The sequence below is a fragment of the Streptomyces sp. NPDC031466 genome (genome assembly GCF_055581265.1).
Genome location: NZ_JBVIJT010000001.1, coordinates 392,750 through 411,534, shown reverse-complemented (window position 1 = coordinate 411,534; position 18,785 = coordinate 392,750). Strand labels below are relative to the sequence as shown.

Genomic DNA, 18,785 nt, shown 5'->3' with positions numbered 1-18,785 from the left:
GCCCCGAGGGAACGTCACGGACGCCAGTACAGCGCGGGGTCGGGATGGTCGACGAAGCCCAGGGCGCGGTAGAGCGGTTCGCCCTCGGGGGAGGCGTACAGGTCCACGCGGGAGGCCTCCCGCCCGCGGAACCAGTCCAGCAGGGCCCGCATGATCGCGCGGCTGTGGCCACGGCGCCGGTGCGCCGGGTCGGTGATCACGCCGATGACGTGACCGACACGGCCGTTGATGTTGTGCGGGCCGGGAAACCACTGCTCGACGGTGCCGATGCCGCAGGCGGCGAGGCCTTCGTCGCCGTCCACGACGAGGATCCGCGCGGAGTCGGCGGTGAGCTGGTCATTGAGTACCTCGGCGAGGTGGTGACGCCAGTCGTCACCCGCCGAGGCGGGGTTGAAGTAGTCCCCGCCGAGGTTCTCGAACAACGACGCACGCAGGCGCACGAGTTCCGGCAGATCCTCTTTGGCGGCCCGCCGCACCACAGGGCCGGGACTACTGATCGGCTGTGCGGGAGCGGGAGCGGGAGCGGGAGCGGGCGTCGCGGGCCGAGGGGACGTGGGGTGTTTCTCGGGGTGGCTCATGTGATCACCCTGATGTAATGGCCTTATGCACCTCAACCCTTACGGCGCGGATGCCGTGAACCTGGCGGCGGACCTGGCCAACCGGCGGCCGGTCGACGCCGCGGACCTGACGGAGCGCTGCCGCGCTGCCGGACTGGCCCTGGAAGTCCCCGCCACGGCGCAGGACTTGGTCGTCCTCGGGGCCGCCCTGGACGCGTGGGAGGAAGTCGTCGACGCCACCGACGAGCAGGAGCGGGCGCAGTCGGTCAACCGGATGCTCGCCGCGTCCTGTGCCCATCCCCGGCTGACCGATCACGCGGGCGGCGGCTGGCACCTGCACTACCGCGACGACCAACTCCCCCTCGGAGCCCTGCTGTTCTCCCTGCTGTCCGTCGGCACCGCCCTGCATCTGGCCGGGCGCGGAATGCACCGGCTGCGGCGGTGCGAGGTCGGCGAGTGCACCACGATCTTCGCCGACACGTCCCGTACCGGACGGCAGCGCTACTGCTCCCATCCGTGCGCCAACCGCGACGCGGTACGCCGTCACCGCGCCCGGGCCAGGGCCTGACGCGGCGCCTGGCCGCTCCGGGGTGGCCTCCCCGGTGCGGCGGGGCGTGCGCGAAGGGTTGACCGGGCCTGCCAGGGCGCTTACGGTCCCGATCGCAAGTTCTTGCAGATTCAACCTGCAAGATCCTGCCGGTGATTCAGCCACGCCCCCGTGCCCCCCACTCCCGCCCGTCCCCGCCCCCCACTGGAGGCCCCCATGAACGGCCCGACGCACCCGACCCGCAGACCTGTCGCCGTCACCCTCGCCCTCGCGGCCGGGGTCCTCGGGGGCCTCCTCGCAGCGCCCCCCGAGGCCGGGGCGACCCCGCCCGGCGGCAAGGACGTCACCGCCGTGCTCTTCGAGTGGCGCTTCGACTCGGTCGCCGAGGCGTGCAAGAACCGGCTCGGTCCCGACGGTTACGGATTCGTCCAGGTCTCACCGCCCCAGGAGCACGTCCAGGGCGGCCAGTGGTGGACCTCGTACCAACCGGTCAGCTACAAGATCGCCGGGCGGCTCGGTGACCGGGCGGCCTTCAAGAACATGGTCGACACCTGCCACGGCGCCGGCGTCAAGGTGGTCGCGGACGCCGTGATCAACCACATGGCGGCCGGCTCGGGCACCGGCACGGGCGGCTCCTCCTACACGAAGTACGACTACCCCGGCACCTACTCGGGCGCGGACATGGACGACTGCCGCTCGCGCGTCACCGACTACGGCGACCGCGGCAACGTACAGAACTGCGAACTCGTGGACCTGGCCGACCTGGACACCGGCGAGGGCTACGTACGCGGCCGGATCGCCGCCTACCTCAACGACCTGCTCTCCCTCGGTGTCGACGGATTCCGCGTCGACGCGGCCAAGCACATGCCGGCCGGGGACCTCGCCGACATCAAGTCGCGGCTGAGCGATCCGGGCGTGTACTGGAAGCAGGAGACCATCTACGGCGCCGGTGAGGCGGTCTCTCCGGGCGAATACCTGGGCAACGGTGACGTCCAGGAGTTCCGGTACGCCCGCGACCTCAAGCGCGTCTTCAACGCCGAGAAACTCGCCTACCTGAAAAACTACGGCGAGGGCTGGGGGTACCTGCCCTCCGACAAGGCCGCCGTCTTCGTCGACAACCACGACACCGAGCGCGGCGGCGACACCCTCAGCTACAAGGACGGCGCCAACTACACCCTGGCCAACGTCTTCATGCTCGCCTGGCCCTACGGCTCGCCCGATGTCCACTCCGGCTACGAGTTCTCCGACCGCGACGCCGGGCCGCCCAACGGCGGTACCGTGCGGGCCTGCTACTCCGACGGCTGGAAGTGCCAGCACGCGTGGCGCGAGATAGCGGGCATGGTGGCCTTCCGCAACACCGCGCGCGGCCAGACCGTCACCCACTGGTGGGACAACGGCGGCAACCAGATCGCCTTCGGCCGCGGCGACAAGGCGTACGTCGCGATCAACCACGAGGGCGCCTCGCTGAACCGCACCTTCCAGACCTCGCTGGCCGCCGGCGACTACTGCGACGTCCAGGCCGACAGGCGCGTCACGGTCGACTCCGCCGGCCGGTTCACCGCCACGCTCGCCCCCAACACGGCGCTCGCCCTGCACACGGGCGCACGAACATGCGGCTCCTGACCCACACCCGCCTTGTCGCCCCCGGCGCGACCTGAGCCGTCCGGCGGGCCTAGGCTCGGCCGTATGGGAAAGACACAGGCCACGGGCAAGGGAGGGGCCGGGAGCGAGGCGGCGGGACCGCAGGCGGGGGTGGGGGCGCTGGACCTCAACCAGTTGCGGACGTTCCTCGCCGTCTACCGCTCCGGGTCCTTCACCGCCGCCGCCCGCCTCCTCGGTCTGTCCCAGCCCACGGTCACCGCCCAGATCCGCTCCCTCGAACGGCAGCTCGACCGGGAGCTCTTCCAGCGGCTGCCCCGCGGCGCCGCCCCCGCCCCGTTCGCCGACGAACTGGCGGCCCGTATCGTCGAGCCCCTGGACGCCCTCGCGGAGGTCGCGGGCCACGGCGTCGACGGCTCGGCGGAGCCCGTCCATCTCGCGGGACCGGCCGAATTCCTCTCCCACTGCGTGCTGCCCGGCCTCGCCCCCCTCGTGGAGAAGGGGGTGCGGCTGCGGATCACCACGGGGCTCACCGACGACCTCCTGGACGAGTTGCGCGCGGGCCGCCATGACCTCGTGGTCGCCACGACCCGCCCCCGCGGCCGGACCCTGACCGCCGTACCCCTGGCCGACGAAGAGTTCGTGCTGGTCACGACGGGTGCCTGGGCGGAGCGGACCGGGGGCGCCGAGGCGATCGCCGGCCAGGGCCCGGCGGCCCTGCGCGGGGTGCCCCTGATCGCGTACGCGGAGGACGTGCCCATCGTCCGCCGCTACTGGCGGCACGTCTTCGACAAGCGCCTGGTCTGCGAGCCCGCCGTCACCATGCCCGACCTGCGCGCGGTCAAGGCGGCCGTGCTCGGCGGCGCCGGCTTCAGCGTCCTGCCCCGCTATCTGTGCCGCGACGAGCTGGCCTCGGGGGACCTCGTCCTGCTGAACGATCCGGAGGACCCGCCGATCAACACGGGCTTCCTTGTGCAGCGCCCCGGCTCCTCGGACAACCCGCACGTCGCCCTGGTCCGCGACCACCTGCTGGCGTCCTCACAGGACTGCGACTGAGGGGGAGCGTCTCGTTGCCGTTGTCGCAGGTCCCGGGCAGTTTTCGGAGAAACCTACGAGACGTCGGCAGGCCCTTTCAGGTCTTCCACGCCTAGCTGATTTCGGCCACCGGGCTGTGTACTGCTCAACAAGTTGCGATGGACCAGGCGCCCCCGGCGCGTAGCGCCCGCACCCCCACCGAAAAAGGGAGTCACCATGACCGCGTATGCCCAGGAAGTGGACGTTCGGGAGATCGAGAAGGCCTGGATGGACGAGGCGATCAAGCTCGCCACGGACAGTGTCAGGAACGGCGGTGGGCCGTTCGGCGCCCTGGTCGCCAAGGGCGGCGAGGTCGTCGCCACGGGAAACAACCAGGTGACCGCCTCCCTGGACCCGACGGCGCACGCCGAGGTGAGCGCGATGCGCGCCGCCTGCAAGAAGCTGGACACCTTCGCGCTGGAGGGCTGCGTCCTGGTCACCTCGTGCGAGCCGTGCCCGATGTGCCTGTCGTCGGCGCTGTGGGCGCGGGTCGACCGGATCGTCTTCGCCGCCGACCGGGACGACGCCGCGGTGGCCGGGTTCGACGACCGGAAGTTCTACGACCTGTTCGAGAAGAAGCCCGGCTCGATGTGGCCGATGCCGGTCGAGCGGCTGGACGTGGCGAACCGTACGGCGCCCTTCGACGCCTGGCTGGCCAAGTCCGACCGCGTCGACTACTGACGCAAGCGCCCCATGACCGCCGCCGCCCACCGGGGCGCCCTCGCCCACCGTCCGGGCGCAGGATCGGTCGGTGACCACGCGGGCGTCAGGGCCGCGGTTCGGGCTCCGTGAGCCGCAGTCCGTTCTCCCAGATCTTGTTCAGCGTCGTGACCAGCCGCTCGTACGGGATGCGCTGGCCCAGCACGAACACCGTGTACGCCATGCGGCTCACCATCACCGACAGGGCGTGCGCGGTCACCAGCGGGTCGAGGCTCCGGTCGGCCTCGCCGTTCTCCTGGAGGGTGCGGATCAGCTTGGCGTTGCGTCGCACGAAGGCGTTGCCGCGCTCGATGCGCAGCGCCATGAACTGCTCGTCCACCTGCGCCACTTGCTCGAACAGCGCCATCAGGCGCGCGTTCTTCTTGTATGCCCGCAAGTACTCGCGGTTGGCGGCGTCGATGAGATCGCGGGTGTCGGTGATGCCGGTGCGCTCGCGCAGCTGCGGGTGCAGCATCTCCTCCTGCACCTGCTCGACGAGCGCCTGGAAGATCTCTTCCTTGCTGTTGAAGTACGTGTAGAACGACCCGGAGGCGACCTGTGCCGCCTTGGTGATGTCCGTGATCCGGGCGTCCAGGTACCCGTCGCGTTCGAAGACCTCGCGGGCCGCGGCGATCAACGCGTTGCGGGTCCTGACACCGCGTGCGCTGCGGGGCGTGATCGGTTGCTTCTGGCCGCCGTCCGCGGCCGGGGCCTGGGCAGCCACTGCGATCCCTTCACTGTCGTTTGCGAACCTGTGCGTAACCGGCGCAGCGGATGCCATCAGCCGACCGTGGCGAGGAATTCCAGGAGAGCGGCGTTCACCTCGGCGGGCCGCTCCTGCTGAATCCAGTGGCCCGCGCCGTCGAGCACGACGTGCCCGCGCAGGTCGGTGAGCATCCGGTCGAGGCCTCCGGCGGGCATGAAGCGGGCGACGGGATCCTTGGACCCGGTGACGAACAACGAGGGCTGCTCGATCACGCGGCCGTCCAGGTGCTCGGTGAGCGCCCAGTTGCGGTCCAGGTTGCGGTAGTAGTTGAGGCCGCCGGTGAAACCGGTCTCCTCGAACGTGTCGACGTAGTAGGCGAGTTCCTCCTCGCCGAGCCACGACGGGGGAGGCAACTGCTCATCGGGCCTGGCCGCCCACTCGGCGGAGTAGATCTCCCTCGTGACGAGGGTCCTGCGCACATTGCGGCTCAGCGCCCGGTCCGCGACGCCCGGCTCCTGGAACCACACCATGTAGAAGTCGTCCCCGAGCCGCGAGCGCAGGATCGGCAGGGGCGGGGCGGGGGCCCGCGGCGTCACCGGCACACTCATCCCGGTCACCGCCCGCACCCGCTCGGGATGCGCCAGGGCCATGTTCCACACCACGTTCGCGCCCCAGTCGTGCCCCACGAACACCGCGTCGTCCGCGCCCACGTCGTCGAGGAGCGCGGCCAGGTCCGAGCAGAGCGTCAGAATGTCGTACGCGTCGACGTCGGCGGGGCGCGAACTGCCGCCGTAGCCGCGCATGTCGGGCACTAGGACCCGGTGCCCCGCCTCCGCCAGCGCGAACACCTGGTGCCGCCAGGAGAACGCCAGCTCCGGGAAGCCGTGGCACAGCACCACCGGCGGCCTGCCCGGCCGCGCCTCGCCGTGGTCGAAGACCCGCAGCGTGATGCCGCCCGTGGCGACCCGGCGCGTCGCGACGCGCTCCCACTCGCTGACCGGCACATGCGTCGTCATCAGGCAGCACTCCTGTGGTCGGGGCGTATCGAACTTGACGTTGGATTCAAACATACCGCCGAGGGCCGGGAGATGACTCTTGAACCTGAATACGGATTCAAATACGGTGACGGCGCCGAGGCGAGACGACCGTGGGAGGACCCGTGTTCGACGTGACCGACAGGGCCGAGGAGTACCGGGAGGAGCTGCTCGCCTTCATGGACGAGCACATCTACCCCGCCGAGGCGGTGTACGAGAGGCAGCTGGCCGAGTCCGGCGACCCCCACCACCAACCGCCGGTGCTCGAGGACCTCAAGGCCGAGGCCAAGAAGCGCGGCCTGTGGAACCTCTTCCACCCCCACCCCCAGTGGGGTCCCGGCCTGACCAACCTGGAGTACGCGCCGCTCGCCGAGATCATGGGCCGCAGCGCGCACCTCGCCCCCGAGGCCACCAATTGCAACGCCCCGGACACCGGCAACATGGAGGTCCTCACCCTCTTCGGCACCGACGAGCACAAGGAGAAGTGGCTGAAGCCGCTCCTCGCCGGGGAGATCGCCTCCGCGTTCGCGATGACCGAACCCGCCGTCGCCAGCTCCGACGCCCGCAACATCGAGATGCGGATGGTGCGCGACGGCGACGACTACGTCCTCAACGGCCGCAAGTGGTGGACGTCCAACGCCCTGCACAAGAACTGCCGGGTGCTCATCGTGATGGGCAAGACCGACCCGCAGGGGCCGAGCCACCGGCAGCAGAGCATGATGGTCGTCCCCCTCGACACCCCGGGCGTCACGGTCCTGCGCGGCCTGCCCGTCTTCGGCTACCAGGACCGCGAGGGCCACGCCGAGGTGCTCTTCGAGGACGTACGCGTCCCGCGCACCGCCCTGCTGGCCGGCGAGGGCGACGGCTTCATGATCAGCCAGGCCCGGCTCGGCCCCGGCCGCATCCACCACTGCATGCGCTCCATCGGCATGGCCGAACGCGCCCTCGACCTGATGATCGACCGCGCCCGGTCCCGTACGACGTTCGGCGTGCCCCTGGCCGACCGGGCCAACATCCAGGACTGGATCGCCGAGTCCCGCGTCGAGATCGACATGGCGCGGCTGCTCACGCTCAAGGCCGCGCACCTCATGGACACCGTCGGCAACAAACAGGCCCGCACGGAGATCGCCGCCATCAAGGTCGCCGCGCCCGCGGTGGCCCTCAAGGTCGTCGACCGGGCGATCCAGGTCCACGGCGGCGCCGGCGTCAGCGACGACTTCCCGCTCGCGAGCATGTACGCCCATCTGCGCACCCTGCGCCTGGCCGACGGCCCCGACGAGGTGCACAAGCGCACCATCGCGCTGCGGGAGCTGCGCCGCCGCGAGACCGAGCGGAACGCCCCGTGAGCGTGTGCCGGGACGGCGGGGCCGCCGTCCCCCGGGCGCCTGACGGCACATCGGCCCGGCGGCCCCGGCACGCGCGTCAGGTCAGGCGGGGAGGGCGTCGACGGTCGGGACGACGGTGGCGAACAGATCGGTGAGGGTCGTCAAGGTGGCCCTCTGGAGCGCGTCGGCCGTCAGGACCGTGCCGTCCGGGGCGGCGAGTGCACGGGTGGCGGTCGCCTCCGCGACGACAGTGGGCCGGTACCCCAGCTTGAAGGCGCCCTGCGCCGTGTAGTTGACGCACATGTGCGTCATGAACCCGGCAAGGACCAGCTCCCCGCCGGCGCCCGGGGCGAAGCCGAGGCCGGTGAGCGTCTTCTCCAGCTCGGTGGCATGGAAGGAGTCGGGGAACTCCTTGACCACGACCGGCTCACCCGCCACCGGAGCGACCTCGTCGCTGATGGCGCCGATGTGGGCGCGGATGTCGTACGGGGTGCCCTCACCGCCGTCGTTGACGACATGGACGACCGGGACGCCCGCCGCGCGGGCCCGCTCCAGCAGCCTGGCGCCCGCCGCGAGGGCCGCTTCGGCGCCCTCCAGGGCCATGACGCCCGTGCGGTAGGTGTTCTGGAAGTCGATCAGGACCAGCGCGGACTGGCTCAGCCGGGGCAGTCGGCCGTCCAGGCCGATCACGTCGCGCAGGGTGGTGGAAGCGGAGTGCGGGTGGGTGCTCATGAGGTGCCTTTCGGGAAAAGGGCAGGGCGGGGCCCATGGCCGACCGCGTGCCGGAGAGTGCCGGGCGCCGCCGAGGGCATCGGCGGGGCTCCGACGGGACGGAGAAGGATCAGGTGGTGATGCGGAAGCGGCGGCGGTAGGCGGCCGGTGTACTGGCGAGCTGCCGTCGGAAGGCGCGGTGCAGGGTCTCGACCGAGCCGAGCCCGGCGGCGGAGGCGACCTTCTCCAGGGGGCAGTCGGTGCTCTCCAGGAGTCGGCGGGCCGTCTCCACCCGGGCCGCCTCGACGTAGTCGGCCGGGCTCGTGCCCGTCTCCTGCTTGAACACCCGCGCGAAGTGCCGCTCGCTGAGACACATCCGGGCCGCGAGCGCCGCCGCGGACAGGTCCTCGCAGAGGTGCTCGGTGATCCACAGCCGCAGCTCGTCGATGTCGCGCCGGTCGGAGACGGGCCGGCTGAGCGGCACCGAGAACTGGCTCTGCCCGCCCTGGCGCCTGAGGTACATCACCAGTTGCCGGGCCACCGCCAGGGCGACGTCCTCGCCCTGATCCTCGGCCACCAGGGCCAGCGCCAGATCCAGGCAGGCGCTGATCCCGGCACCGGTCCACAGCCGCCCGCGGTCCGCGCGGACGAAGATGGGGTCCGGGTCGACCGTGACGGCGGGATGGTCGGCGGCGAGCTGGGCGGCGGTCGACCAGTGCGTGGTCGCGGTCTTCCCGTCGAGGAGCCCGGCCGCGGCCAGCAGATGAGCGCCGACACACACCGACGCCACCCTGCGGGCCGCGGGCGCGGTCTCCTCCAGCCACCGCACGACCTGAGCGTCGATGCGGGCGATCGGGCCGTCCTCGGTCATGTCCACCGCGCCGGGCACCAGCAGGGTGTCCACCCGGCCATCGGTCCGGTCGAAGGACACGTCGGTGAGCAGCCGCACGCCCGCCGAGGTGCGGACCGCGCCGACGACCGGCCCCGCCAGTTGGACCTCGTAACCGGCGCGGCCGCGTGTCACCCGGTTGGCCAGCGCGAAGACCTCGGCGGGACCGGTCACGTCGAGGAGATCGACGTCGGGGAAGACCGCGATGACGACGCGGTGCGAGAGGGGCATGCGACCATCCTCACGGCCGCCGCCGAGGGCCGCAATGACGATTCCCTGTCACATCCGGACACGCGGTGCGCGGCGGTGTCCGGGGGCACACGCCTGCGGGCCCGGCGGAAGGAATCCGCCGGGCCCGCAGGTCGGGAGTGCTCGGAGTGTGCTCAGTCGGTGCCGGCCTCCATCGCGGCACGGTCCAGCATCGTCTCCTCGTCCGTCGTCTCGCCCCGCGAGGCGATCGCCTGGGCACCGCCCGCGTCCATGGCCCCGATCAGGCCCGTCGAGGCCGCCTGCGCGGCACCGATCGGCGTCGGGTGGGCGGTGCCGACCAGGCCGAGACCGACGTACTGCTCGAGACGGGAGCGCGAGTCCGCGATGTCGAGGTTGCGCATGGTGAGCTGGCCGATCCGGTCCACCGGGCCGAACGCCGAGTCCTCGGTCCGCTCCATCGAGAGCTTGTCCGGGTGGTAGCTGAGCGTCGGTCCCCGCGTGTCGAGGACCGAGTAGTCCTCGCCGCGCCGCAGCCGCAGGGTCACCTCACCGGTGATCGCCGCGCCGACCCACCGCTGCAACGACTCGCGCACCATCAGCGCCTGCGGGTCGAGCCAGCGGCCCTCGTAGAGGAGACGGCCGAGGCGCCTGCCCTCGTTGTGGTAGGCCGCGATCGTGTCCTCGTTGTGGATCGCGTTGACGAGCCGCTCGTAGACGATGTGGAGGAGCGCCATGCCGGGCGCCTCGTAGATGCCCCGGCTCTTGGCCTCGATGATCCGGTTCTCGATCTGGTCGGACATGCCGAGCCCGTGGCGGCCGCCGATCGCGTTGGCCTCCATGACCAGGTCGACCGGGGTGGCGAACTCCTTGCCGTTGATGGCGACCGGGCGGCCCTGGTCGAAGGCGACCGTGACGTCCTCGGTGCCGATCTCCACCGACGGGTCCCAGAACCGCACGCCCATGATCGGGTCGACGGTCTCGACGCCGGTGTCGAGGTGCTCCAGGGTCTTCGCCTCGTGCGTGGCGCCCCAGATGTTGGCGTCCGTGGAGTACGCCTTCTCCGTGGAGTCCCGGTAGGGCAGGCCGTGCGCGACCAGCCACTCGGACATCTCCTTGCGGCCGCCGAGCTCCGTCACGAAGTCCGCGTCCAGCCAGGGCTTGTAGATCCGCAGGTGCGGGTTGGCGAGCAGGCCGTAGCGGTAGAACCGCTCGATGTCGTTGCCCTTGAACGTGGAGCCGTCGCCCCAGATCTGCACGCCGTCTTCCAGCATGGCCCGCACCAGGAGCGTGCCGGTCACGGCGCGCCCCAGGGGCGTGGTGTTGAAGTAGGGGCGCCCGCCGGACTTGATGTGGAAAGCGCCGCAGGCCAGCGCCGCAAGGCCTTCCTCGACCAGCGCGGCACGGCAGTCGACGAGTCGGGTGATCTCGGCGCCGTACGCGGAGGCTCGGCCGGGCACGGAGGCGATGTCGGGCTCGTCGTACTGGCCGATGTCGGCGGTGTACGTGCACGGGACGGCGCCCTTGTCGCGCATCCAGGCGACGGCTACGGAGGTGTCGAGGCCGCCGGAGAAGGCGATGCCGACACGCTCGCCGATGGGGAGGGAGGTGAGGACCTTGGACATGGCAAGAGTATGCATCAGAACGCATGGCCATGCAAACGTCCCCTGGTGCACCCGGGCGTCGCCCGATGTTCGCCCCGACGTCACCCGCCGACGTCCTCGACCGGCGACCATCTGAGTCCCGATCGCGGTCGAGCCGAGGGGGCCACGTTGCGACGCCCACGTCCGAGACGTACGTATCGAGGCGGTAGAACGCTCTTTACCGGACCGCTGGTGGTCACGCTGGCACTGGCCTTCGCGGGATGCGGCCTCGCGGGGTGCGGCCTCATGGGGCCGGGGGAGGGTGACGCCGCCGCTCATGCGTCCGCCGCTCCCGCGGCCGTCGCCGGGATCGAGTGCGCACGGGCGGGGAAGGTCCCGGGGACCGGTTCGAGCGCCCAGCAGAGCGCGATGAAGCACTGGATCACGGAGTACCAACGCGCCTGTCCCGGGGTACGGCTCGCCTACAACCCGATCGGCTCGGGAGCGGGCAGCGCCCAGTTCCTGCGCGGCGCCACCGCCTTCGGCGGCTCCGACAGCCCCTTGAAGGCCGACGAGATCGAACGGTCCAAGGACGCCTGTCGGGGCGGTCGCGCCATCGACCTGCCCATGGTCGGCGGGCCCATCGCGATCGGCTACGACCTCCCGGGCGTCGACCGCCTGGTCCTGGACGCCCCGACGCTCGCCAAGATCTTCGACCGGCGTATCACCTCCTGGGGCGATCCGCGGATCCAGCGCCTCAACCCCGGCGTCGAACTCCCCTCGCTACCGGTCCGCCCCGTCCACCGCTCCGACGACTCGGGGACCACGGCGAACTTCCAGGCCTACCTCGCGGGCGCCGCCCCCGACGTCTGGCGGTACCCGGTGGGCAAGGCCTGGCAGGGCGGGGCCGGCGCGTCCGCGAGCGGGTCGGGCGGCGTCGCCTCCGAGGTCACCTCCGGCTTCGGCGCGATCGGCTACTTCGAACTGTCCTTCGCGCGGGCCCGGGACATCAAGACCGTCAGGATCGACACCGGCGCGCCCGCCCCCGTCGAGCCGACGCCCGCGACGGCGTCGGCCGGAATCGCGGCGGCCGGGGTCGCGGGCGAGGGCAAGGACATGACGCTGAAGTTCCGCTACGGCACCGCGACGCCCGGCGCCTATCCGATCGTCCAGGTCACCTACGAGATCGTGTGCGACAGGGGGAACCGGAAGGAGACCCTGCCCGCCCTCAGGTCGTTCCTCGGCTACACCGCGAGCGCGGCGGGCCAGAAGCCGCTGTCCCGGCTGCACTACGCGCCGCTGCCCCGCTCCGTCGCGGGTCAGGTCCGCGAGGTGGTCCGCACGCTGTCCTGAGCGGGCGCCGTCGGCGGGCCGTCTTGGCGCCGGCGCGTGGCGAGATCCAGTGCCTCGTCGACGACCCGCCGCAGATGGCCGTCGTGGAGGGCGTAGACGACCCGGCGGCCCTCCTTGCGCGAGCCGACGAGTCCGGCGAGGCGGAGCTTCGCCAGATGCTGGCTGACGGCGGGCCGCGCGGCGCCGCAGGCCTCGGTCAACGTGGTCACGTCGGCCTCGCCGTCGCTCAACCGGCTGAGCAGCGCCAGGCGGGTGCGGTCGGCGAGAAGGGCCAACAGATCGGCGGCGAGGGCGAATTGCTCCTCGCTCGGCGGGCGCGGGTGCGCATGCCGCCCAGGCCCCGGGGCCTGCTGGTGCGCGGGGTGCGAGGGGCCCGGGGTGTGCTGGTGCGCAGGATGCGCAGGTGAGAGATGCATGCGTGCGCTCATACGCACATAATGGGGGCCCGCACGCCCGGGGGCCACCCGGGCCGGGCCGGGCCGTCGCGGCCGAGCCCGGTCGGCATGGCCCCGCACACCGGAAGGGGCACCACGTGAGCGACGAGCACCACGAACATCCCCGCCTCCACCGCGCGCAGCATCACCACCCGCACCCGCACCCGCACCCGCACTCCCACGGCCATGAGCATGGCCGTCGCCGGGTCGCCCACCGCCTGCGGCACCTCTGCACCCCGCACTCCCACGACTCCGCCGACAAGGTCGACACCGCGCTGGAGAGTTCGGCGCGCGGCATCCGGGCGCTGTGGGTGTCCCTGCTGGTGCTGGGGCTGACCGCCTGCGCGCAGGCCGCCGTCGTGGTGCTGTCCGGCTCCGTCGCCCTCCTCGGGGACACCGTGCACAACGCGGCCGACGCCCTGACCGCCGTACCCCTCGGTATCGCCTTTGTCCTGGGCCGACGGGCGGCCACCCGCCGCTTCACCTACGGATACGGCCGTGCCGAGGATCTGGCGGGCCTCGTCATCGTCCTCACGATCGCCGCCTCGGCCGCGTTCGCGGCGTGGTCGGCGGTCGAACGCCTCCTGAACCCGCGCGACATGAGCCATGTTCCCGTGGTGGCCCTCGCCGCGGTGATCGGCTTCCTCGGCAACGAGGGCGTGGCCCGCTACCGCATCCGCGTCGGCCGCGAGATCGGCTCCGCCGCCCTGATCGCGGACGGACTGCACGCGCGTACGGACGGATTCACCTCACTGGCCGTGCTGTTCGGGGCGGGCGGCGCGGCCCTGGGACTGCGGCTCGCCGACCCCCTCGTCGGCCTCCTGATCACGGCCGCGATCCTGCTCGTCCTGCGGGACGCCGCCCGCGAGGTCTTCCGCCGCGTGATGGACGCCGTGGACCCGGCGCTCGTCGACACGGCCGAACGCGCGCTCCTGGAGGTGGCCGGCGTCCACGAGGTGGGCGAGCTGCGGATGCGGTGGATCGGCCATCGGCTGCGCGCCGAAGTGGCGGTCGTCGTGGACGGAACACTGACCGTGCGCGCGGCCCACCAGGTGGCGGTCGAGGCCGAGCACGCGCTGCTGCACGCCGTCCCCCGCCTGACCGGCGCCCTCGTGCACGCGGACCCGGCACCGGCGACCGGTGAGCGCGACCCGCATCTGGCCCTGGCCCACCACACGCACACCTGACCGCGCCGCAGTGGCGCACGTCACACGGGGGCGCGGGAACTTCGCCGGACCGCCGGCCGACTCCTGGACCGGCCCGGTCGCAATCGGGCCGTGGCCCGTCGATCCAGGAGAACACCTCATGCCCGCCGAACCCACCGTCCTCGCCGAAGGCGACGGGCCGCAGCCGGCCGACCCTCCGAGCCCGCCCGAGGTTACGGAGGCCCGGCCCGCGGCCCGGCGATCCGGCTGGGCGTCGCTGCGTCCGCTGGTGCTGCGCCTGCACTTTTACGCAGGGCTGTTGATCGCGCCCTTCCTCCTGGTCGCCGCCACGACGGGCCTGTTGTACGCGGGCTCGTACCAGGCCGAGAAGCTCCTGTACGCCGATGAACTGCGCGTGTCCGTCCCGGCCGGCAAGAGCGAACTGTCCCTGACCCGGCAGGTGGCCGCGGCCCGTCAGGCGCACCCGGAGGGGACGATCAGCGCGGTCAGGCCCGCGCCCGAGGACGGCGCCACCACGCGCGTCCTGCTCTCCGGGGTGCCAGGCGTCGACTCCGACCAGACGCTCGCGGTCTTCGTGAACCCCTACACGGGCGAGGTGCGCGGCGCCCTCGCACAGTACGGCGCGTCCGGGGCGCTTCCCCTGCGCACCTGGATCGACGGACTCCACCGCGATCTGCACCTCGGCGAGCCGGGCCGGCTCTACAGCGAACTCGCCGCGAGCTGGCTGTGGGTGATCGCGGGCGGCGGCCTCGTCCTGTGGTTCGGGCGCCGCAGGGCGCGACGGAAGCCGCGGGGGCAGCGGAAGTCGGGGAACGCGACGGGCCGGCGCCGCACGCTGTCGCTGCACGGCTCGGTGGGCGTCTGGGCGGCGGCCGGCCTGTTCTTCCTGTCGGCGACGGGCCTGACGTGGTCGACGTACGCGGGCCAGAGCATCAGCGACCTGCGGGACTCCCTCGGGCAGAGCACCCCCTCGGTGACGGCGGAGGCCGCCGGGGAGCACGCCGGGCACGGGGGCGCGGCCGGGACCGCGCAGGCCGGGGCGGGAGTCGACGTCGGTCTCGACGCCGTCCTGAAGTCCGCGCGCGGCCTGGGACTCTCGGACCCGGTGGAGATCGTCCCGCCCGCCGGCGACACGTCCGGGCCGACGGCGTACGTCGTCAAGCAGATCCAGCGCAGCTGGCCCGAGAAACAGGACTCGGTCGCCGTGGACCCGGCGAACGGCGAAGTCACCGACGCCCTGCGGTTCGCCGACTATCCCGTGCTGGCCAAGCTGTCGCGCTGGGGCATCGACGCGCACGCCGGCTCGCTCTTCGGCATCGCCAATCAGATCGCGCTCGCCGCGCTCGCGCTCTGCGTGATCCTGCTCATCGTCTGGGGCTACCGCATGTGGTGGCAGCGCGGCCGCGCCTCGTCCTTCGGCCGGCCGGTGCCGCGCGGTGCCTGGCAGGACGTACCGCCGTATGTCCTGGTCCCCTTGATGGCGGCGATCGCGGTGCTCGGCTACTTCGTGCCGCTGCTCGGCATCCCGCTCGTAACGTTTCTCGCCGTGGACATCGTGCTGGGCGAGATCGCGTACCGGCGGGGGAGGCGCACGTACGCCTGAGCCGTCGCCGTGGGCCGGACCCCTCGGCCGGCGCGAATCCGGCCTCGTCGTGATGAGTTTCGGGCAGAAGGGTGTGACACGCCCCGGAACGGGCACTCGAACAATTGGGCCCCGCCGTGTCTCCCCCGTCGCGGCGGGGCTCCTTCGTGGCCGGCAGGGCGCCGCAGAGGAGTCGGGCGCCCGATGTGTTTGGCCGACGGCGGTTCGGCTACCCGTGCGGGACCGAAGGGAGCAATCCCGTGACCGTCACGCCCTCCTCACCGGCCGTGCCCCGCCCCGCCACCCCCCTCGCCCCCGCGCCGGACCCGCGCATCCGGCCCGGCGCGCCCGCCGGGGGACCGCCGCGGTGCGACCACCAGGACCTCGTCCGCTATCTGGAGGACCGCTTCGCGTGCGTGGAGGCCTGCGAGGACTGTGTACGGGCGTGCGCCCGCCGACAGGGTCCCGCGGGGTCGAGTGACGCGGCCCGCCTCCACCTCGCGTGCGCCGACGTGTGCGACGCGACCTCCCGCCTCCTCGGCGAACAGACGGACCAGGCCGACCGGGACGAGCGTCAGGTCCGCGCCCAGGTCGAGTGGTGCCGCGACGTGTGCCTTCAGTGCGCCGCACTGTGCGATCCGGGCCCCGCCTCGGCCGCTTGCGCACAGGCCTGCCGACGCTGCGCGCGGGCCTGCGAGGACTTCCTCGCGGCCCTGGGCTGAGTGCCGCCCGCCCCCGTCACCGGCATTCCCTATTTCTGAAACGCGTTCTACTGTGTGCGCCGTCAAGTCCGAGGCCGAGCGAGCCAGTGAGAGCCTGGAGGGGCCGTGCACCTCGAATACACGCCCGAGCAGCAGCAGTTGCGCGCCGAGCTGCGTGCGTACTTCGCCGAACTGGTGCCGGACCACGTCTACGCGCGCCACGCCGATCCCGCCGCGCGGAAGCGGTTCTACCGGCAGACCGTCCGACGCCTCGGCGCCGACGGCTGGCTCGGGGTCGGCTGGCCCAAGGAGTACGGCGGGCGCGGGCTCACGCCCATGGAACAGTTCATCTTCTTCGACGAGGCCGCCCAGGCCGGCGTACCCCTCCCGCTGATGGCCCTCAACACCGTCGGCCCCACGATCATGCGGTACGGCACGCAGGAGCAGAAAAGCTACTTCCTGCCGAGGATCCTCTCCGGTGAACTCGACTTCGCCATCGGCTACAGCGAGCCCGACGCCGGCACCGACCTGGCCGCGCTCAGGACGAAGGCGGTGCGGGAGGGTGACGAGGCCACCGGCCACTACACGGTCAACGGCCAGAAGATCTGGACGACCAACGGCGACACCGCCGACTGGGTGTGGCTGGCCGTCCGCACCGCCGCCCCCGAGGAGGGCGTCCCGCTCCACAAGGGCATCACCATGCTCCTCGTCCCGACGAGCGACCCCGGCTACTCCTGCACCCTCATCAACACCCTCGCCTCGCACGACACCACCGCGAGCCACTACGAGAACATCCGCGTCCCCGTCTCCCGCCGGGTGGGCGAGGAGAACAAGGGCTGGCGGCTGATCACCAACCAGCTCAACCACGAACGCGTCACCCTCGCCGCCCACGGCACCACGGCCATCCGTGCCCTGCACGACGTGCAGCGCTGGGCCATGGACACCGAACTCGCCGACGGCCGCCGCGTCATCGACCTCGGCTGGGTCCGCCGCTGCCTGGCGCGCACCCACGCGAGGCTCGACGCCATGAAGCTCCTGAACTGGCAGATGGTGAACGCCGTCCAGGAAGGCACCCTGACCCCGCAGGACGCCTCGGCCGTCAAGGTCTACGGCTCCGAGGCCCGCCGCGACGCGTACGCCTGGCTCATGGAGGTCGTCGGCGCGGCGGGCGCCCTGAAGGAGGGCTCGGCGGGCTCGGTGCTCCACGGCGAACTGGAACGCGGCTACCGCTCGGCCGTGATCTTCACGTTCGGCGGCGGCAACAACGAGATCCAGCGCGAGATCATCTCCTGGATCGGCCTGGGAATGCCGCGCGTGCGCCGCTGAGACGCTGTGACGAGGCTTCTCAGTCGGCATAAAAGCGGGGTGGACGGCACTGCGCGCACGAAGGGTCCCTCTCATGTTCACCAACCCCTGCGCCAAGTTCACGGCCGCCGCAAGGCAGCGAGGCTACCCGTCGTCGTCTCGACACCGATTGTGGATCGCGTCATTGATCGCCTTGGCGCTTGTCAACAAGGGAAGGTCGATGCCGTTGGCGGCCGCATGGCAGATGATGCCCGCGACGTCCTTGGGCAGGCACTTGCCGCTGTAGCCAGGTTCGGAGACGAAGGCGTCCGAGTGGTCGCGTTCGACCCTGGGGTCGAGCAGCCACCCTTCTCGCACGCTCCGCCAGTCCAGCCCGAGACCTTCGGCGAGGCGGCGAAACTCGTTCACGAATGTCACTTTCACCGCGAACCACGAGTTTTCCATGTACTTGGCGAGTTCCGCCTCCGCCGGGTCGACTCGATGGACTCGCACGAGCGGCCCGAACGTCTCGGCCATCAGGTCCAGCCAGCAGGTCGTCACGCTCGATTTCTCTGCTCCTACGAGCTGGAACGGCCGGGTCTCGGCAAGCACGCGCCAGGTCGGCGTGGCGAACTTGGTCTCGCCCACGTACTCCGGCCAGAAGATCACCTCGCGCCCATACCGTTTCGCGAGCGCGTCCGTCGTCCCGGGGGGCACAGTGGACCGCAGGATGACCGGAACGCGCGGTGGGAGCGACTCGAACGCTCTCTCGACCTGGCTGAGATCCACCGTCCCGCAGGCCGATGCGGGGGTATTCACGCAGACGACCACGAAATCGCACTTCGCCAGTTCCGCCCCGGGGTACGGCCGCGCACTGATGATGTCGTAGGTCACCAGATCCATGTGGCGGGCGAGCAGGTCTGCGGTCATGCTGCCGACATGCCCCAGACCGACAACCCCCACTGTTGCCTTGCCGGACATGGAACGCCTTCCTGGAGTCGAGGTCGCGCCACCACGAACTGTCGCAAGGAACCTCGCGCCCTGTCAGCTCTCGCGTGACAATTTCGTCGGGTTGCGTCCAATAGTGTGGTGGACGAGCTGGACACCTGACTGAAGTCCGGTGTGTCGATTCCGGAACGATGACGGTCACCGCGTGAGCCTCCAAGACGACCAAGTCAACAAGAGTTTTCACGGGATGACCGCTGCCCAGCGTATCGAACCCGGCCAAGTTCTGTCCGCCCAACTCGCTCCGCCAATTGCCTGGTCGGCGTCTGTCCGGGACGGCGGCCAGGATCCGTCGGCGCCGGTGATCTTTTGCTGGAACTCGGCGCCTG

The 18,785-nt window shown here is 71.5% G+C and carries 17 protein-coding genes and 1 pseudogene; 10 read left to right on the top strand and 8 right to left on the bottom strand.

The annotated features are described in order from the left end of the window. Nucleotides 1-14 precede the first annotated feature (14 nt). Entirely contained in the window at nucleotides 15-578 is a 564-nt protein-coding gene (locus ACZ5GP_RS01460; RefSeq protein ID WP_468748815.1) for a GNAT family N-acetyltransferase, read from the bottom strand. 25 nt (nucleotides 579-603) lie between these two features. Between ACZ5GP_RS01460 and ACZ5GP_RS01455 the strand changes: the two genes are divergently transcribed. From ACZ5GP_RS01455 to ACZ5GP_RS01440, 4 genes and pseudogenes are all read left to right on the top strand, one after another. Next, entirely contained in the window at nucleotides 604-1,125 is a 522-nt protein-coding gene (locus ACZ5GP_RS01455; protein ID WP_468748814.1) for a CGNR zinc finger domain-containing protein, read from the top strand. Between the two features lie 195 nt (nucleotides 1,126-1,320). After that, nucleotides 1,321-2,721: pseudogene (locus tag ACZ5GP_RS01450) on the top strand (alpha-amylase); the annotation flags it as partial. A 69-nt stretch (nucleotides 2,722-2,790) separates the two neighbouring features. Further along, entirely contained in the window at nucleotides 2,791-3,759 is a 969-nt protein-coding gene (locus ACZ5GP_RS01445; RefSeq protein WP_468748813.1) for a LysR family transcriptional regulator, read from the top strand. Between the two features lie 195 nt (nucleotides 3,760-3,954). Beyond that, nucleotides 3,955-4,458 carry a nucleoside deaminase gene (locus ACZ5GP_RS01440; RefSeq protein ID WP_468748812.1) on the top strand — a complete coding sequence of 168 codons (504 nt, stop codon included), beginning with the start codon at nucleotides 3,955-3,957 and terminating at the stop codon, nucleotides 4,456-4,458. Nucleotides 4,459-4,543: 85 nt separating this feature from the next. Here ACZ5GP_RS01440 and ACZ5GP_RS01435 read toward each other — a convergent pair whose 3' ends face one another. Both ACZ5GP_RS01435 and ACZ5GP_RS01430 read right to left on the bottom strand, forming a co-directional pair. Beyond that, nucleotides 4,544-5,200, bottom strand: a complete 657-nt coding sequence (locus ACZ5GP_RS01435) for a TetR/AcrR family transcriptional regulator (RefSeq protein ID WP_468748811.1) — start codon at nucleotides 5,198-5,200, stop codon at nucleotides 4,544-4,546. A 56-nt stretch (nucleotides 5,201-5,256) separates the two neighbouring features. Next, nucleotides 5,257-6,198, bottom strand: coding sequence for an alpha/beta fold hydrolase (locus ACZ5GP_RS01430; RefSeq protein WP_468748810.1), 942 nt, complete (start codon nucleotides 6,196-6,198; stop codon nucleotides 5,257-5,259). A gap of 143 nt (nucleotides 6,199-6,341) precedes the next feature. Between ACZ5GP_RS01430 and ACZ5GP_RS01425 the strand changes: the two genes are divergently transcribed. Next, entirely contained in the window at nucleotides 6,342-7,562 is a 1,221-nt protein-coding gene (locus tag ACZ5GP_RS01425; RefSeq protein WP_468748809.1) for an acyl-CoA dehydrogenase family protein, read from the top strand. An 81-nt stretch (nucleotides 7,563-7,643) separates the two neighbouring features. Here ACZ5GP_RS01425 and ACZ5GP_RS01420 read toward each other — a convergent pair whose 3' ends face one another. From ACZ5GP_RS01420 to argG, 3 genes are all read right to left on the bottom strand, one after another. Continuing rightward, a complete protein-coding gene (locus ACZ5GP_RS01420; RefSeq protein ID WP_468748808.1) occupies nucleotides 7,644-8,273 on the bottom strand; it encodes an isochorismatase family protein in 630 nt (209 codons plus the stop codon). A 109-nt stretch (nucleotides 8,274-8,382) separates the two neighbouring features. Beyond that, nucleotides 8,383-9,372: a GlxA family transcriptional regulator gene (locus ACZ5GP_RS01415; protein WP_468748807.1), complete on the bottom strand. Its 990-nt coding sequence runs from the start codon at nucleotides 9,370-9,372 to the stop codon at nucleotides 8,383-8,385. A 152-nt stretch (nucleotides 9,373-9,524) separates the two neighbouring features. After that, entirely contained in the window at nucleotides 9,525-10,973 is a 1,449-nt protein-coding gene (gene argG, locus ACZ5GP_RS01410) for an argininosuccinate synthase (protein WP_468748806.1), read from the bottom strand. 210 nt (nucleotides 10,974-11,183) lie between these two features. Between argG and pstS the strand changes: the two genes are divergently transcribed. Then, nucleotides 11,184-12,284 (top strand): phosphate ABC transporter substrate-binding protein PstS, encoded by a 1,101-nt coding sequence (gene pstS / locus ACZ5GP_RS01405; RefSeq protein ID WP_468748805.1) that lies wholly within the window; start codon nucleotides 11,184-11,186, stop codon nucleotides 12,282-12,284. Here pstS and ACZ5GP_RS01400 read toward each other — a convergent pair. Then, nucleotides 12,251-12,712, bottom strand: coding sequence for an ArsR/SmtB family transcription factor (locus tag ACZ5GP_RS01400; RefSeq protein WP_468748804.1), 462 nt, complete (start codon nucleotides 12,710-12,712; stop codon nucleotides 12,251-12,253). The genes pstS and ACZ5GP_RS01400 overlap by 34 nt on opposite strands. A gap of 104 nt (nucleotides 12,713-12,816) precedes the next feature. On the opposite strand from ACZ5GP_RS01400, the gene ACZ5GP_RS01395 reads away from it, so the two are divergent. The 4 genes from ACZ5GP_RS01395 to ACZ5GP_RS01380 all read left to right on the top strand — a co-directional run bounded on the left by ACZ5GP_RS01395 (nucleotide 12,817) and on the right by ACZ5GP_RS01380 (nucleotide 17,493). Further along, nucleotides 12,817-13,905: a cation diffusion facilitator family transporter gene (locus ACZ5GP_RS01395; protein WP_468748803.1), complete on the top strand. Its 1,089-nt coding sequence runs from the start codon at nucleotides 12,817-12,819 to the stop codon at nucleotides 13,903-13,905. Between the two features lie 118 nt (nucleotides 13,906-14,023). After that, entirely contained in the window at nucleotides 14,024-15,487 is a 1,464-nt protein-coding gene (locus ACZ5GP_RS01390) for a PepSY-associated TM helix domain-containing protein (RefSeq protein ID WP_468748802.1), read from the top strand. A gap of 239 nt (nucleotides 15,488-15,726) precedes the next feature. Further along, nucleotides 15,727-16,188 carry a four-helix bundle copper-binding protein gene (locus ACZ5GP_RS01385; RefSeq protein ID WP_468748801.1) on the top strand — a complete coding sequence of 154 codons (462 nt, stop codon included), beginning with the start codon at nucleotides 15,727-15,729 and terminating at the stop codon, nucleotides 16,186-16,188. Nucleotides 16,189-16,293: 105 nt separating this feature from the next. Next, a complete protein-coding gene (locus ACZ5GP_RS01380) occupies nucleotides 16,294-17,493 on the top strand; it encodes an acyl-CoA dehydrogenase family protein (protein ID WP_468748800.1) in 1,200 nt (399 codons plus the stop codon). A gap of 123 nt (nucleotides 17,494-17,616) precedes the next feature. On the opposite strand, the gene ACZ5GP_RS01375 is transcribed toward ACZ5GP_RS01380, so the two are convergent. Then, the gene (locus tag ACZ5GP_RS01375) at nucleotides 17,617-18,432 is read right to left on the bottom strand and encodes a Rossmann-fold NAD(P)-binding domain-containing protein (RefSeq protein WP_468748799.1); all 816 of its coding nucleotides are present in this window, start codon (nucleotides 18,430-18,432) and stop codon (nucleotides 17,617-17,619) included. Between the last annotated feature and the right edge of the window lie 353 nt (nucleotides 18,433-18,785).

Bases quoted from the DNA above. Each gene is read 5' to 3' on its own strand.
- ACZ5GP_RS01460 (WP_468748815.1), bottom strand. From the start codon at position 578: ATGAGCCACCCCGAGAAACACCCCACGTCCCCTCGGCCCGCGACGCCC.
- ACZ5GP_RS01455 (WP_468748814.1), top strand. From the start codon at position 604: ATGCACCTCAACCCTTACGGCGCGGATGCCGTGAACCTGGCGGCGGAC.
- ACZ5GP_RS01445 (WP_468748813.1), top strand. From the start codon at position 2,791: ATGGGAAAGACACAGGCCACGGGCAAGGGAGGGGCCGGGAGCGAGGCG.
- ACZ5GP_RS01440 (WP_468748812.1), top strand. From the start codon at position 3,955: ATGACCGCGTATGCCCAGGAAGTGGACGTTCGGGAGATCGAGAAGGCC.
- ACZ5GP_RS01430 (WP_468748810.1), bottom strand. From the start codon at position 6,198: ATGACGACGCATGTGCCGGTCAGCGAGTGGGAGCGCGTCGCGACGCGC.
- ACZ5GP_RS01420 (WP_468748808.1), bottom strand. From the start codon at position 8,273: ATGAGCACCCACCCGCACTCCGCTTCCACCACCCTGCGCGACGTGATC.
- ACZ5GP_RS01415 (WP_468748807.1), bottom strand. From the start codon at position 9,372: ATGCCCCTCTCGCACCGCGTCGTCATCGCGGTCTTCCCCGACGTCGAT.
- argG (WP_468748806.1), bottom strand. From the start codon at position 10,973: ATGTCCAAGGTCCTCACCTCCCTCCCCATCGGCGAGCGTGTCGGCATC.
- ACZ5GP_RS01400 (WP_468748804.1), bottom strand. From the start codon at position 12,712: ATGAGCGCACGCATGCATCTCTCACCTGCGCATCCTGCGCACCAGCAC.
- ACZ5GP_RS01390 (WP_468748802.1), top strand. From the start codon at position 14,024: ATGCCCGCCGAACCCACCGTCCTCGCCGAAGGCGACGGGCCGCAGCCG.
- ACZ5GP_RS01375 (WP_468748799.1), bottom strand. From the start codon at position 18,432: ATGTCCGGCAAGGCAACAGTGGGGGTTGTCGGTCTGGGGCATGTCGGC.